General features: G+C 61.4%; 14 protein-coding genes. 2 read left to right on the top strand and 12 right to left on the bottom strand.

What is annotated here, in order from left to right; translation table 11 throughout:
* Positions 1–13: 13 nt before the first annotated feature.
* From IC234_RS06755 to IC234_RS06745, 3 genes are all read right to left on the bottom strand, one after another.
* Entirely contained in the window at positions 14–952 is a 939-nt protein-coding gene (locus IC234_RS06755; RefSeq protein WP_190923089.1) for an ABC transporter ATP-binding protein, read from the bottom strand.
* A 155-nt stretch (positions 953–1,107) separates the two neighbouring features.
* Positions 1,108–1,743 (bottom strand): hypothetical protein, encoded by a 636-nt coding sequence (locus tag IC234_RS06750; protein ID WP_190923088.1) that lies wholly within the window; start codon positions 1,741–1,743, stop codon positions 1,108–1,110.
* On the bottom strand, positions 1,737–2,252 hold the full coding sequence (locus IC234_RS06745) for an RNA polymerase sigma factor (RefSeq protein WP_190923087.1): 516 nt from the start codon (positions 2,250–2,252) through the stop codon (positions 1,737–1,739). Before IC234_RS06745 ends, IC234_RS06750 begins: the two co-directional genes overlap by 7 nt.
* Before the next feature lie 154 nt (positions 2,253–2,406).
* On the opposite strand from IC234_RS06745, the gene IC234_RS06740 reads away from it, so the two are divergent.
* Positions 2,407–2,712, top strand: coding sequence for a hypothetical protein (locus tag IC234_RS06740; RefSeq protein WP_190923086.1), 306 nt, complete (start codon positions 2,407–2,409; stop codon positions 2,710–2,712).
* Between the two features lie 147 nt (positions 2,713–2,859).
* Here IC234_RS06740 and dnaJ read toward each other — a convergent pair whose 3' ends face one another.
* A complete protein-coding gene (gene dnaJ / locus IC234_RS06735; protein WP_190923085.1) occupies positions 2,860–3,996 on the bottom strand; it encodes a molecular chaperone DnaJ in 1,137 nt (378 codons plus the stop codon).
* A 41-nt stretch (positions 3,997–4,037) separates the two neighbouring features.
* Positions 4,038–4,616, bottom strand: a complete 579-nt coding sequence (locus tag IC234_RS06730; RefSeq protein ID WP_190923084.1) for a nucleotide exchange factor GrpE — start codon at positions 4,614–4,616, stop codon at positions 4,038–4,040.
* A 137-nt stretch (positions 4,617–4,753) separates the two neighbouring features.
* Between IC234_RS06730 and IC234_RS06725 the strand changes: the two genes are divergently transcribed.
* Complete coding sequence (locus tag IC234_RS06725) at positions 4,754–5,311, top strand: HEAT repeat domain-containing protein (protein ID WP_190923083.1); 558 nt, start codon at positions 4,754–4,756, stop codon at positions 5,309–5,311.
* A gap of 13 nt (positions 5,312–5,324) precedes the next feature.
* On the opposite strand, the gene obgE is transcribed toward IC234_RS06725, so the two are convergent.
* The 7 genes from obgE to IC234_RS06690 all read right to left on the bottom strand — a co-directional run bounded on the left by obgE (position 5,325) and on the right by IC234_RS06690 (position 13,836).
* Complete coding sequence (obgE, locus tag IC234_RS06720) at positions 5,325–6,389, bottom strand: GTPase ObgE (protein ID WP_190923082.1); 1,065 nt, start codon at positions 6,387–6,389, stop codon at positions 5,325–5,327.
* A 178-nt stretch (positions 6,390–6,567) separates the two neighbouring features.
* Entirely contained in the window at positions 6,568–7,194 is a 627-nt protein-coding gene (locus IC234_RS06715) for an adenylate kinase (RefSeq protein ID WP_190923081.1), read from the bottom strand.
* A 78-nt stretch (positions 7,195–7,272) separates the two neighbouring features.
* The gene (locus IC234_RS06710) at positions 7,273–7,812 is read right to left on the bottom strand and encodes a phosphoribosyltransferase (RefSeq protein ID WP_190923080.1); all 540 of its coding nucleotides are present in this window, start codon (positions 7,810–7,812) and stop codon (positions 7,273–7,275) included.
* A 224-nt stretch (positions 7,813–8,036) separates the two neighbouring features.
* Positions 8,037–10,274 carry a sodium-translocating pyrophosphatase gene (locus tag IC234_RS06705; protein WP_190923079.1) on the bottom strand — a complete coding sequence of 746 codons (2,238 nt, stop codon included), beginning with the start codon at positions 10,272–10,274 and terminating at the stop codon, positions 8,037–8,039.
* Between the two features lie 236 nt (positions 10,275–10,510).
* The gene (locus tag IC234_RS06700) at positions 10,511–11,938 is read right to left on the bottom strand and encodes a hypothetical protein (RefSeq protein WP_190923078.1); all 1,428 of its coding nucleotides are present in this window, start codon (positions 11,936–11,938) and stop codon (positions 10,511–10,513) included.
* A 63-nt stretch (positions 11,939–12,001) separates the two neighbouring features.
* Positions 12,002–12,748 carry a glycosyltransferase family 2 protein gene (locus tag IC234_RS06695; protein WP_190923431.1) on the bottom strand — a complete coding sequence of 249 codons (747 nt, stop codon included), beginning with the start codon at positions 12,746–12,748 and terminating at the stop codon, positions 12,002–12,004.
* Between the two features lie 8 nt (positions 12,749–12,756).
* Positions 12,757–13,836 (bottom strand): NAD-dependent epimerase/dehydratase family protein, encoded by a 1,080-nt coding sequence (locus IC234_RS06690; RefSeq protein ID WP_190923077.1) that lies wholly within the window; start codon positions 13,834–13,836, stop codon positions 12,757–12,759.
* Positions 13,837–13,948 lie beyond the last annotated feature (112 nt).

The raw sequence follows: 13,948 nt of genomic DNA, 5'->3' as shown, positions 1-13,948 counted from the left end.
TTCGCGGTGAGGATTAAACGGTTTCTTCGACCAGCGTTTCGGGCATGGTTTCGCGCACGCGCCGGATGAAAATCTCGTTGATGCTCGGAATTTTTTCGCGGAAGGCTTCCACTTCCACCGCCCCGATGAGGTAGCGCAGCAGGTCGTTGGGCCGCACGCCGGCGTGCAGCTGCACCCGGGCATAGAAATGGCCGTTTTCGCGCTCCTTTTGCTCCACCACTTCAAAGTCGGGGTGCACCACGATGAGCTTGCCTTTGCCTTCTACCTCGTAGGTGTTGGTTTTGAACTGGTCGCGAATCACGCCAACGGGCCCGTCCAGCACCTTGCGCGAGCGGTTTATCAGGGCAATGTTGTCGCACATTTCCTCCACCGATTCCATGCGGTGCGTGGAGAAAATGATGGTGGCGCCCTGCTTGCGCAGCTCCAAAATCTCGTCCTTAATCAGGTTGGCGTTGATGGGGTCGAAGCCCGAGAAGGGCTCGTCCAGAATAATCAGGCTGGGCTCGTGCAGCACCGTGGCAATGAACTGCACCTTCTGCTGCATGCCCTTGCTGAGGTCTTCCACGTTTTTGCTGGCCCATTCTTTTATCTCAAACCGATTGAGCCAGTGCTTGATGCGCGCCGTGGCGTCGGAGCGGCTCAGGCCGCGCAATTGGGCCAGATAGAGCAGCTGCTCGCCCACTTTCATCTTTTTGTAGAGGCCGCGCTCCTCGGGCAGGTAGCCGATTTGGGCGATGTGGCTCGGGTTCAGCCGCTCGCCCCGGAACCGGATTTCGCCTTCGTCGGCGCCCGTAATCTGGGTGATGATGCGGATGAGCGAGGTTTTGCCCGCGCCGTTGGGCCCGAGCAGGCCGAAAATGCTACCCTCCGGGATGGCGAGGCTCACCCCGTTGAGGGCGACGTGGTTGGCGTAGGCCTTGCGCACGTCGATGGCTTCCAGAATTGGTTTCACAGAAAAAAAGAGTTGGTTGGCGGGTTAAATGTAGAAGAATGTCGCTGAGCAAATGTATAAAGCCCGGCCCTCACGCCCCAGCCGACGGTCCACAAACGGCTGCCAAACGCCCCCGAACGGGGAAAAAGCCGGATGAGCCGGAGCCGGCGACACGGCTAGCGCGAACCCACCGGCTCGGCCAGCTCGCGCAGGTTGGCTTCGAGGCGGTCGAGGTGCTGGCCGTAGAGGCGCTGCAGGTAGCGCTTCGTCAAGCTGGCCACGGGTAGATACAGCAGCGCGGGCAATACCACCACCAGGCCCAGCACCAGCGCCAAGCCAAAGCCGGACGTCAGCCCGATTTCGCGCTTCGAGGTCGATACCACCATCAGCAAATTCAGCAGCCCGCCCACCGGCAGCATGGCCAGCGTGAAGCGGTAGTAGAAGCGAATGAGCGCCCGCAGGCCGCTGTCGAGGCGCAGCAGGTGGGCACGCAGGTCGCCGGCCGGGTCATCCATGCGGAGCAGCAGGTGCAATTTTCGGAACAGGTACACGATGCACACGGCCCCGATGGCGGCCAGCACCCCACCGGCCACTCGCAGCCAAAGCACCTGCGCCAGCCCAGCCAGGGCCAGCGCCCCCCCGAGTATCACGAAGTTTGCCCACAGCTCCCACCGGGCGCTCCGGCGCAACTTGCCAATGATGCCATCGGATTGCTGGGCCAACAGGCGCGTTAGGGCCGCTGCATCGAGCGGGGCGGGCACGTCGGCCGCGGGCTGCTGCCACTGGCGGCGGAGTTCATCGAGTTCTAGCATCGGGCGGCGGGGACTAGGAGGGCGCGGAGTTTTTCCTGCACGCGGTGCATTTTCACGCGCACGTTGTTTTGGGTAATGCCCAGAATGTCGGCCATTTCCTCATAGGGCCGGTCTTCGAGGTACAAGAGGATGAAAGCCTTGTCGACTTCCGACAGCCGGCCGATGGCCTGGTAGAGCAGGGCGCGGTCGTCGGCATCGAAGCCCGTTTCCGGAGCCTGGGCCACGGCCAGGGCCTCGGCGTCCAGTTCCGTGGGAGCCGGGCGGCGGGTGCGCTGGCGCAGGTTCGAGATGGCCACGTTCAGCGCAATGCGGTAGAGCCAGGTGCTGAGCTTGGCGTTGGGCTGGGGCACGTAGCGCGGCCACGCCCGCCACAGCTGCAGCACCATTTCCTGGAACAGGTCCTGCCGGTCGTCGGCGTCCTGACAGTAGAGGCGGGCCACGCGCCGCAGCAGCGGCTGGTACTCGTGCAGCGCGGCAACAAAATCAGCAGACGGGGTGGCAGCGGCCATGCGGAGGGTAAGAGTTTCGGAAAATGAATCGGCGGTACCGACCGGACATTACAGGCTTTCTCCAAAAAATTATTTGCAAGAAAATGGCCGGCACCTGTAATGCCTGCCACCGACGCGCGATGAATGCCCTGACAAAGAACTCACTCCCTGCGCCATGAAAAAGCTCAATGTGGCCATCGGACTCATTTTCGGCATCATCAGCCTCGGCTGGCTGCTGGCCCACAACTGGCTGGCCGCCGCTGCCTGCGGCACGCTGGCCCTCGGTTTTGGCTTCTCCGACCTTGCCTACGCCCCGGCTCTGACCACCGCCGTGGCCGCCGCTCCGGCGCTGCCCGGCTGGCGGCGCTACGGCTCCATGCTGCTGGTAGGGGTTGCCATCCTGCTCTTCGGCTACCAAATCGGCCAAGACCTGCGCGGCGCCGTGCACAGCCGCCCAGCCGAAAGCACCACGCCCCGCTAAGCAGTTATTTGCACGAGCACGCAGTCCGTCCACGGATGCAGAGACGCCTAATTGCGTCTTGCCGTTGGCACGACGTATCGGCACAAAAAAAGCCCGCGCCGGTAATCCGACGCGGGCTTTCCATTCTGGGATTGCCTCCCACTAACACTACGCGAAGTACTCCTTCACCTTCTCGAAAAAGCCCTTTTCGTTCTTGCCGGGGTGCGGCGTGAAGTTGTCGGAGTCGCGCAGCTTCTCCAGCAGCTCGCGCTCCTGGTTGCTCACGTTTTTTGGCGTCCACACGTTCAGGTGAATGAGCTGGTCTCCGCGGCCGTAGCCGTTGATGTCCTTGATGCCCTTGCCGCGCAGGCGCAGGATTTTGCCGGGCTGGGTGCCGGGGTCCACCTTGATTTTCACCTTGCCTTCGATGGTGGGCACTTCCAGGTTGGCGCCCAGGGCGGCATCCACGAACGAGATGTACTGCTCGAACATGATGTTGTTGCCGTCGCGCTTCAGGAACTCGTGCGGCTCCTCCTCAATCTGGATGAGCAGGTCGCCGGGCACGCCGCCGCGCTCGGGGAAGTTGCCCTTGCCGTTCATGCTCAGCTGCATGTCGTTGGCCACGCCGGCGGGGATGTTGATGGGAATCACTTCCTCGTGCAGCTGGCGGCCTTCGCCTTTGCACACGTCGCAGGTGGCCACAATGGTTTTGCCCTCGCCGTTGCAGGTGGGGCAGGTGCTGCTGCTCACCATCTGGCCCAGCATGGTGTTCACCACGCGCTTGGTCTGGCCCTGGCCCTGGCAGGTGGGGCAGGTTTTGAGGTCGGTGCCGTTTTTGGCGCCGGTGCCGCTGCAGGGCTGGCAGGCCACGTAGCGCTTCACCTTGATTTTCTTCTCGACGCCGTTGGCGATTTCTTCCAGGTCCAGCTTCAGCTTGATGCGCAGGTTCGAGCCCTTCTTCTGGCGCCGGCCGCCGCCCTGGCGTCCGCCCCCGAAGAAACCCTCAAAACCGCCGCCGCCGAAGATGTCGCCGAACTGCGAGAAGATGTCCTCCATGTTGGGGCCGCCGCCGTTGCCGCCCACGCCCTGGTGGCCGTACCGGTCGTAGCGCGCCCGCTTGTTGGCGTCGCTGAGCACCTCGTAGGCCTCGGCGGCTTCTTTGAACTTGTCTTCGGCCGTCGGGTCGTCGGGGTTTTTGTCGGGGTGGTACTTAATGGCCATTTTGCGGTAGGCCGACTTAATTACGTCGCCCTCCGCGTTTTTGGCGATGCCCAATACTTCGTAATAATCGCGCTTGGTAGCCATCGTTTTCTAAAATTTATTCTTAGGCAGAATGCACAAAGGTACTACTGCCCAAGCACCACTTTGGCGTGGCGAATTACTTTGTCACCTAAATAGTAGCCTTGCTCCACCACGTCCACGATTTTGCCTTTCAGGTCGTCGCTGGGCGCGGGAATCTGGGTGATGGCCTCGTGCAGTTCGGCATCGAAGTCGCCGCCCTTGGCTTCCATGGCGGTCAAACCCTTTTGCTGCAGCGTTTTGTTCAGTTTGTTCTGAATAATGTCGATGCTCTCGCGCACAGCGCCGGCGTCTTCGGTGGCGGCCGTGGCGTTGCGGGCGCGCTCGAAGTCGTCGAGCACGGGCAGCAGGGCCGTCATCAGCTCCTGATTGGCGGTTTTGAACAGTTCAATCCGCTCCTTGGTGGTGCGGCGCTTGTAGTTCTCAAACTCGGCGGCCAGGCGCAGGTACTTGTCTTTGAGGTCGGCCAGCTCGGCATCGGTGCGGGTGCCTTCGGGCGCGGGGGCGCCGGTAGCCGTCATGTCGGGGTCGGTGGTGCCGCCGTCCACATCGGTCATTTCGCCAGCTACGTGGTTGGGGTCGGCGGTCAGGTTGTCGTCCTGGGGCAGGGTGGTTTCGTCAGCCATTTTGGGGAATATTCGTCGGAAAGGGTTTTTCACGGGCTTAGCCGGTTAGTCACGTGGCGGGCGCAAGGAGTGGGCCAAAGGGGCGCGGGCTGCCATAGTGGCACAGCTTTCAGTACATTTACTCAAAGCCTTTTGCAATGAGAATCCTAACTAAAGAACAGCAGAAACTGATTATTGAATTCATTGATGCCGACATACTTGCCGACAAGTTAGAGCAAGCACTAGGTCCTGTTCCGTTTGATACTCCCAACTTGCTCATTACATTAATGGAAAGTGCCATTGCTTCGGGAAAAGCTAAGGAAGCTGATGCAGCAATTGGAATTGCTAATGGCTTAAAAAACGATAGAGGTTTTGGTAAACGGGCCGTTCCATCTTTACTAGCACTGCTGGAAATGGACGGCCATTATAATCATGAAGGAATTATCGGCATCCTGCAACGTATTAAAGATGCTCGCGCAGTTGAAGGGATTTATAAAGCCTCCCTACTCTACCATTCATATCTAGCATATGATGACACCTCCGGCTTAGCACGGAAATGCACTTGGGCATTGGCAGACATTGGAAACGAAGAAGCGTATGAGAAACTGAAGCTCCTCGCAGCTAATCCCAATGCTCATGTTGCTGGCTACGCACAGAAAAGACTTGATTCACGGGAGAAAGAGCAGGGCCGCAAGGCGTTTCATTTTCTCCCATGAATCTACCAGTGCGCTAGGAAGGCCATTCTTCGTCGCCTTCCTCTTCGCCAAGTCCCTGGCGTTTAGTGGGGGCAGCGTTACGGCGGATTTCTTCCAGCGCCTTCCAAATCATGTCCTTCAGCGGCATGATGTTCTTGTTCGTGAGGCTGGAAATGAAGATGGATGGTACCTCCTCCGGAAGTGTAGCGCGGATTTCGGCTTCTAACTCCTCGTCTATCATGTCGGACTTGGTGATGGCCAGCAGGCGCTGCTTTTCCAGCAGTTCGGGGTTGAACTGCTCCAGCTCGTTCACCAGCACCTGGTATTCGGCGGCGATGTCGGGGCTGTCGCAGCTTATCATAAAGAGCAGCATGGAGTTGCGCTCGATGTGGCGCAGGAAGCGGGTGCCAAGGCCCTTGCCCTCGGCCGCGCCCTCGATGATGCCGGGAATGTCGGCCATCACGAAGGATTTGTAGTCGCGGTAGGCCACCACGCCCAGGTTGGGCACCAGGGTGGTGAAGGCGTAGTCGGCAATTTTGGGCTTGGCCGCGCTCACCACCGAGAGCAGCGTGCTCTTGCCCGCGTTCGGGAAGCCCACAAGGCCCACGTCGGCCAGCAGCTTCAGCTCCAAGATGACGACGGCTTCCACGGCGGGCTCGCCGGGCTGGGCGTACTCGGGCGCTTGGTTGATGGAATTTTTGAAATGGTCGTTGCCCCAGCCACCGCGCCCGCCCGGCACCAAAATGGCGCGCTGGCCGTGCTCCGTGATTTCGAGCATCGTTTCTTGGGTTTCGGCATTGCGGGCCACCGTGCCCAGCGGCACTTGCAGCACCACGTCGTCGCCCTGGGCGCCGGAGCGCAGGTTTTCGCCCCCGCCCTCGCCGTCTTTGGCGAAGACGTGCTTTTGGTACTGCAAGTGCAGCAGCGTCCAGAGCTGCGAGTTGCCTTCGAGGATGATGTGGCCGCCGCGGCCGCCGTCGCCGCCGTCGGGGCCGCCGTTGGGCAGGCCCTTGGCCCGGAAGTAGTGGCGCGAGCCCGCGCCGCCTTTGCCCGAGCGGCAGATAAGTTTGACGTAATCGATGAAGTTATTGGAAGCCACGGAAATTGGGAATGGATTGTAAACGAACTGTCACCCTGAGCGCAGCAAAGGACCCTACCAGGTTTGAAATAAGGGCTGAACAAGCGTTCTGGCCGGTTTTTCTAACGTGATAAGGTCCTTCGCTGCGCTCAGGATGACAGTCGGGTTGAAAGCTGACGGTCGTGTTAAAAACGTAAAGTTACGCCTTCACCTCGCTTGTGGCCTGAGCCGGGCTTTCGGGCACGGCGGGCTGGTGCTGGTCGATGATGGCGCAAATCTGGCCGAAGATGCTGTCGATGGCGCCGATGCCGTTGAGGGAGTGGAATTTTTTCTGGGCGGCGTAGTAGCCGGCCACCTGGGCGGTTTCGGTGTTGTACACCGTCACGCGGCGGCGGATTTTGCTTTCGTCCTGGTCGTCGGGGCGGCCGCTGGTTTTGCCGCGCTCCAGCAGACGGGTCACCAACTCTTCCTCGGCCACTTCCAGCGCAATCATGCAGTTGATGCCGCTGTCGTGCTGCTGCATCAGCTGGTCGAGGCGCTCGGCTTGGGGCACGGTGCGCGGAAACCCGTCGAAGATGAAGCCGCCGGCGGTGGCCTTGTGGGCTTGCAGCGCCGAGTCAATCATGCCGATGACCACCTCATCGGGCACCAGCAGGCCTTCGTCCATCAGCTTTTTGGCCTGCAGGCCGAGCTCCGTGCCCTGGGCAATCTGGGCGCGCAGCAAATCGCCGGTGCTCAGGTGCACAAGGTTGTACTTGGTGATGAGTTTCTGGCTTTGGGTTCCTTTGCCGGCACCGGGAGGGCCAAACAGCACAATATTCAGCATGTGGGTAATGAAGCGTTTTCGCTAAGGGAAGGGTGAGGTGGTTTGGGCAAGTTAATCAATCGGCGCCAAAAGCGTGGGCTACACGGCCACGTACACATCGGGCAGGTTGCGGCCCAGGCCGTCGTAATCCAGCCCGTAGCCCACCACAAAATCGTTGGGAATCTCGCGCGCCACGTAGCGTACGGTGAGTTCGTGCCGCAGGCTGGCCGGCTTGAAAAAAAGCGCCGCGATTTCGACCGACGCCGGGCCTTTGGCCAGCAGCGTGGGCAGCAGGTGGTGCATGGTGGTGCCCGTGTCCACGATGTCTTCCACGATAATCAGGTCGCGGCCCTGCACTTCCTCGCGCAGGCCCAGAATTTCCTGCACCAGGCCGCTGCTCTCGGTGCCCTCGTAGGAGGCCACCCGAATGAAGACGATTTCGCACTCGCCGGTGTACTTCTTCAGCAAGTCGGAGGCAAACATGAAGCCGCCCGTGAGCACCACCACAAACAGGGGCTGCCGGCCGGCGTACTCGGCGCTGAGGCGGGCCGCCAGCTCCGTCACGGCTTCATCCAGTTGGGCCGCCGACAGGTAGGGGCGAAAAGCTTTGTTGTGGATGGTAATCTGGGAATGGCCCATGCGGCGCATGAAGGACTGATGAGGCAACAAAGCTACTATCGGAAGCACGGATTCGCGCCGACTTATCGGATTCGGCGGATTTTGTGGACGTTACCGCACTCCCTGATTGGGGTTCAAAATGGAGCAAGTGCATAAAAAAGGCTGCTCACAGGAGCAGCCTTTTTGTACATCACCCACATAATCCGTGGAATCCGAAAAATCCGCACGAATCCGTGGTGCAGGCATTATTTCACCTCGCCCATGGCGGTGAAAATGACGCGGAAAGCGGCCGGGGCCAGTACTTCGGCGTAGCGCACGTGCGGGCGGGCGGCCACTTCGGTGTGGTTTTCCAGTTGCACCGGGGCCATGCCGCGCTCGCCGCCTTTCTCGGCGATGTGGGGCGCAATCACCAAGGACACGATGCTCATGAGCTTGATGAGGATGTTCATGCTCGGGCCGGAGGTGTCCTTGAAGGGGTCGCCCACGGTGTCGCCGGTCACGGAGGCCTTGTGGGCGTCGGAGCCTTTGTACTCCATCTTGCCGTTCACCATCACGCCTTTTTCGAAGGACTTCTTGGCGTTGTCCCAGGCGCCGCCGGCGTTGCTCTGGAACATGGCCATCAGCACGCCGCTCACCGTGACGCCAGCCAGCAGGCCGCCCAGCACGTGCGGGCCAAACAGGAAGCCCACGATGATGGGCGAGAGCAGGGCAATGGCGCCCGGCAAAATCATTTCGCGAATGGCCGCTTGGGTCGAGATAGCCACGCACTTCTCATACTCCGGCCGGCCCGTGCCTTCCATGATGCCCGGAATCTCGCGGAACTGCCGCCGCACTTCCTGCACCATGGCCATGGCCGCGCGGCCCACGGCCGCAATGGCGAGGGCTGAGAAGATGAACGGAATCATGGCCCCCACGAAGAGGCCGGCCAGCACTTCGGCGTTCGAAATGTCGATGGTGTCGATATGGGCCGTGCCCATGAAGGCGGCAAACAGGGCCAGCGACGTGAGGGCGGCCGAGGCAATGGCGAAGCCTTTGCCGGTGGCGGCGGTGGTGTTACCCACGGCGTCGAGGATGTCGGTGCGCTCGCGCACTTCCTTGGGCAGCTCGCTCATTTCGGCGATGCCGCCAGCGTTGTCGGCAATGGGGCCGAAGGCGTCGATGGCCAGTTGCATGGCCGTGGTGGCCATCATGCCGGCGGCGGCAATGGCCACGCCGTAGAGGCCGGCGGCTTTAAAGCTGAGCACAATGCCCGCGGCCAGCACCAGAATGGGCAGTACCGTCGACTCCATACCCACGGCCAGGCCGCCGATGACGGTGGTGGCGTGGCCGGTGCTGCTTTGCTGCACAATGCTGTTCACCGGGCGCTTGCCCATGGCGGTATAGTACTCGGTGATGATGCTCATCAGCGTGCCCACAACCAGGCCCACTACCACCGCATAAAACACGTGCATGGCGTCGAAGCTGATGCCGCGGATGGTGAACGTGCCCGAGGGCAGAATCCACATGATGAGGAAATAGGAAGCCACGGCCGAGACAATCACCGAAACGTAGTTGCCCAGGTTGAGGGCGGCCTGCACGTTGCCACCTTCTTTCACCCGCACGCAGAGAATGCCGATGAGCGAGGCGATGATGCCCATGCCGGCAATGGCCATGGGCAGGAAAATGGGCGACAGGCCGCCGAACTGGTCGCCGGTTACCGTCACTTCGCGGCCCAGCACCATGGTGGCCAGAATAGTGGCCACATAGGAACCAAACAAGTCGGCGCCCATGCCGGCCACGTCGCCCACGTTGTCGCCCACGTTATCGGCGATGGTGGCGGGATTGCGGGGGTCGTCCTCAGGGATGCCGGCTTCTACCTTGCCCACGAGGTCGGCGCCTACGTCAGCGGCCTTGGTGTAGATGCCGCCGCCCACGCGGGCAAACAGGGCAATGCTTTCGGCCCCGAGCGAGAAGCCGGTGAGGACTTCGAGGGCTTTTTCCATTTCCTGCCCGTTGGCCAGGCCGCTGGGCACGAACATTTTATAAAACACGATAAACAGCGAGCCCAGGCCCAGCACGGCCAGGCCGGCCACGCCCATGCCCATCACCGAGCCGCCCGAAAACGACACGTTCAGGGCGCCGCTGAGGCTGGTTTTGGCCGCTTGGGCGGTGCGCACGTTGGCCTTGGTGGCAATCTTCATCCCGATGAAGCCGGCCAGGGCCGAAAACACCGCACCAATGATGAAGGCAATGACAATGACCGGGCTCGAATTGCCGCTGGTGCTGCCCAGGTAAAACAGAAAGGCCCCGGCAATCAAGCCAAAGAGGGCCAGCACTTTGTATTCAGCTTTGAGGAAGGCGATGGCCCCATCGGCGATGTAGCCGGCAATGGTGGTCATGCGCGCATCGCCCGCGTCTTGTCGGGACACCCAGCCCGCACGGAGCCACGTATAGAGCAGCGCGAAAATGCCCAGAGCGGGCACTGCGTAAAGGTAATTCGTCATAAACGGCGAAAAAGGGTGATGGTGAAGAATGAATGTTGTTGGGTAGGGATGCGAGCAAAGGTATACGGCCGCCTTTACAATTCCTGCATCAAAACCCGCTAACGCCTTAGCGTTCTGGCAATGTCGCGTTTGCCCGCTATCATGCCCCGCAAGTTGCCATCGGGCGCTACGGCGCGCCCGTCATCGTTCACTTCCCTTTTTCGCCTTCGTTTCTTCGTTTTGTAGTTCCTGACTGCTTACGCCGGCATAAGCGCCTGAGTGCCGCCCTGGGTTCGGCGCGTTAGCCACGCCCCTACTGCCAGCGCGATGCTCAGCAGAAGCCAGGGCCGCACGGGCACCGTGTAGCGCGCCTGAATGGCAAACGGCAGGTGAATGAGCCCGAAATACACCACCAACGCCAACGACAGCCGCCAGGTGGGCGCGCACGCCATCCGGCGCCGGCTCAGCAGCACCCACCCGATGCTGGCCACGGCCAGCAGAAAGGTGAAGCCGCTCACGAGCGTGGGGTACAGCACTTTGATTTTGGCCACGGGGCTGGTGGCCGCGCGCCAGGCCGGGCGCTGCACGCCCGTCACCCACAGGCGCACCAGCGTGTAAAGACGCGTTTTGAAATAGTAGCCGGGCTCCCGCAGAATGTCGGCCACGTTGGCTTTCATCAGCAGCTGTTCGCGCTTGATGGTGTAGGCCGAGCTGTAGGTGGGAAACAGGAAGCCGTAGTCGGGCCAGGCCGGCGGGATGTAGTGGTACATCTGGGCGGCGTAGCGGCGGTCCACGTCGGTGAGCAGCGGCTTGGTTTGGGCGTCGATGACGTCCCACTCGCGGTTGAAGGCGGCAATGTGGTTTTTCACGTCAGCGGTGTCGGTGAAGGACACCACTTCGTCGCCCATCTGGTTGCCCCAGTAGCGCCCTTCGTGGTAGCCGGGCATGCGCAGGGCCCAAAAGCCAATCTGCATCACCCCGGCGCCGCCTTCCAGCGAAGTCGTCTTGAACACGCCGTGGTGGCGCAGGTTCCAGAGGCCGTAGGGCAGCATGGTGGCCCCGAAAACGAGCAGCAGCGCCGCAGCCTGCACCCAGGAAAAGCCCTGACGCCGCGTTTGCCAGAAATCGAGCAGCAGCTGAATGACCGGCACGAACACAAACACCGGCCGCAGCTGGAACACCACGCCCGCCACCAGCGCCAGCGTCAGCGTCCGTTTCCACGAAGGGGCCCAGGTGATGGCCACCACGCCATAAAGCGCAATCATAAACGCCACCAGCACTTCGGGGTAGATGTAGGCCGCCAGGTAGGCCAGCTGAATGTTGGGCAGCAGCAGCAGCAAAAACAGGTTGCGCACCAGCCACGTGTGGTTGGCGCCTTCGCAGTGCTTTATCAGCCGCAACACGAGGGCAATGGTGCCGATGTAGAGCCCGGTCTGGAACAGCCGGATGCCGGTTTCGTGCAGGCCAATGCTTTTCAGCAGCAGCAAAAACACCGGGTAGCCGGGGTTGCGAAACGTGTCCGGAATGTAATCGGGCAGAAAATACCAGGCCGAGTACCGCCCGTGCAGCATGCCCTCGGCCAAGCCCATGTAGGAGCTGCGGTCGTCGGGGGTGATGGCGTGCAGCGACGCCACTGCCAGCACCAGGGTGACGAGGAGGTTGAGCCCCGCTAACACCCGAAACAAACGAGCGCTGGACAGCCATGCCATCCAACGCTCTGCCTTGTAAACTATACCCATTTGCTGGTTTTAAGCGGTAACTTTTGTCTTATGAAAATCGCCCCGAGAGAAGTGTTTTTCGATGAGGCAGTACATCATGATGAAGAAGTAGCGCGAGCCCATCTCCTTGATTTTGAGCTTGCTCTCGCCGTACTTGCGGTTGGTCCAGGAGTTGGGCACCACGGCGTAGGAGTAGCCCCGGACGATGGCCTTGAGCGGCAGTTCGAGGGTGAGGTTGAAGTGGGGGGAGAGGAAGGGCTTGAGCCCGTCCATGGTGTGGCGGCGGTAGAGCTTGAAGGCGTTGGTGCAGTCGTTGTACTTGAGCCGAAACAGCGTTTTGACGAGGGCGTTGGCCACGCGGTTGAGCGTCTTTTTGTGGGCCGGGTAGTCCACCACCCGGCCCCCCTTTATCCAGCGCGAGCCGAAGACGCAGTCGTAGCCGCCGGCCTGCATGGTGCGGTAGTAGCGCACCAGGTCGGCCGGGTCGTCGCTGAGGTCGGCCATCATCACGGCCACGCACTCGCCCGTGTAGCGCTCGAGGCCGTAGCGCACGGCGTAGCCGAAGCCGTTGGGCCCGGGGTTGGTGTAGTAGGTCAGCGCCGGGATTTCCCGCGCCAGGGCTTCGAGCGCGCCCAGGGTGTTGTCCTTCGAGTTGTCGTTGGTGACGACGATTTCGTGGTCGATGCCTTCGGCCACCAGCGCCGCGTGCAGCGTGCGCAGCGTCTCGCCGATGCTCTCTTCCTCGTTGTAGGCCGGAATGACGACGCTCAGCTTCATGCCGTCGCTCATGCCGTGGGGGCGGGCTGGCGCTGGCGCAGCTCGTTGAAAATCTGCGTCAGCGTGGCGGTGAGGCCGTACTCGAACTGCCAGCCCGGGTAGTGCTGCTGGAAGCGGCGCACGTCGGACACGTACCAGATGTGGTCGCCGATGCGGTTCTGCTCCGAATAGGAATACGACATCGTGTTGCCCGTGATGGTTTCGCACAGGGCAATGGCCTCCTGCATCGAGCAGTTGGCGAAGCGGCCCCCGCCGGCGTTGTACACCTCGCCGCCGGTGCGCGGCTGCTGGTAGAAGTGCCAGAACATGTTCACCAGGTCGTGGGAGTGGATGTTGTCGCGCACCTGCTTGCCCTTGTAGCCGAAAACGGTGTAGTGGTCGCCGGTGAGGGCGCACTTCATCAAATACGACAAAAAGCCGTGCAGCTGCGCCCCGGAGTGGCGCGGCCCCGTGAGGCAGCCGCCGCGGAAGACGGCCGTCTTCATGCCGAAGTACCGGCCGTACTCCTGCACCAGCACGTCGGCCGCCACCTTCGAGGCCCCGAACAAAGAGTGCGTGGTGTGGTCGATGCTCATGCGCTCGTCGATGCCGTGCTGGAAATACGGGTGCGCTTCGTCGATTTCCCAACGGGTTTCGAGCTCGACCAGCGGCAGGGCGTTGGGCGTGTCGCCGTACACCTTGTTGGTGGAGGTGAAGATGAAGACCGCGTCGGGGCAATGGCGGCGGGTCATCTCCAGCAGGTTGAGCGTGCCGTTGGCGTTGACGGTGAAGTCGGTGAAGGGCTCGCGCGCGGCCCAGTCGTGGCTGGGCTGGGCGGCCGTGTGCACCACGAGCGCAACGTCGGTGGCGTATTCCTGAAAAATGGCTTCGAGCGCGGCCTGGTCGCGGATGTCGGCCGCGTGGTGGCGGTAGTTGGCGAACGTGTTCTGCAGGCGGGCGCGGTTCCAGTCGGTGCTGGCCTGCTCGCCGAAGAAATAGCTCCGCATATTGTTGTCGATGCCGACCACCAGGTCAAACTTGTCGGCGAAGAACTCCACCGCTTCCGAGCCTATCAGGCCCCCGGCCCCCGTGATGAGTGCGATTTTCATAGAATAGCGTACTGGGCTTCAGGCCCTTATTTGAGGAACAATATGAAAGGTGGCGGGCGAAGGCGCGTAAGCAAACCAGCAGCCGTTGTAATGCCCGGGGCGAACAAAAAGG

Origin of the sequence: Hymenobacter armeniacus, assembly GCF_014699055.1 — a bacterium.
In the GTDB taxonomy this organism is placed as follows: domain Bacteria; phylum Bacteroidota; class Bacteroidia; order Cytophagales; family Hymenobacteraceae; genus Hymenobacter; species Hymenobacter armeniacus.
Note: the sequence above shows the minus strand (reverse complement) of the source record. Positions and strands in the feature narration are given on the sequence as shown.

Excerpts from the sequence above, each read along its gene's own strand:
- IC234_RS06750 (WP_190923088.1), bottom strand. The coding sequence starts at position 1,743 with ATGCTAGAACTCGATGAACTCCGCCGCCAGTGGCAGCAGCCCGCGGCC.
- IC234_RS06745 (WP_190923087.1), bottom strand. The coding sequence starts at position 2,252 with ATGGCCGCTGCCACCCCGTCTGCTGATTTTGTTGCCGCGCTGCACGAG.
- IC234_RS06740 (WP_190923086.1), top strand. The coding sequence starts at position 2,407 with ATGAAAAAGCTCAATGTGGCCATCGGACTCATTTTCGGCATCATCAGC.
- dnaJ (WP_190923085.1), bottom strand. The coding sequence starts at position 3,996 with ATGGCTACCAAGCGCGATTATTACGAAGTATTGGGCATCGCCAAAAAC.
- IC234_RS06730 (WP_190923084.1), bottom strand. The coding sequence starts at position 4,616 with ATGGCTGACGAAACCACCCTGCCCCAGGACGACAACCTGACCGCCGAC.
- IC234_RS06725 (WP_190923083.1), top strand. The coding sequence starts at position 4,754 with ATGAGAATCCTAACTAAAGAACAGCAGAAACTGATTATTGAATTCATT.
- IC234_RS06715 (WP_190923081.1), bottom strand. The coding sequence starts at position 7,194 with ATGCTGAATATTGTGCTGTTTGGCCCTCCCGGTGCCGGCAAAGGAACC.
- IC234_RS06710 (WP_190923080.1), bottom strand. The coding sequence starts at position 7,812 with ATGGGCCATTCCCAGATTACCATCCACAACAAAGCTTTTCGCCCCTAC.
- IC234_RS06705 (WP_190923079.1), bottom strand. The coding sequence starts at position 10,274 with ATGACGAATTACCTTTACGCAGTGCCCGCTCTGGGCATTTTCGCGCTG.
- IC234_RS06695 (WP_190923431.1), bottom strand. The coding sequence starts at position 12,748 with ATGAAGCTGAGCGTCGTCATTCCGGCCTACAACGAGGAAGAGAGCATC.
- IC234_RS06690 (WP_190923077.1), bottom strand. The coding sequence starts at position 13,836 with ATGAAAATCGCACTCATCACGGGGGCCGGGGGCCTGATAGGCTCGGAA.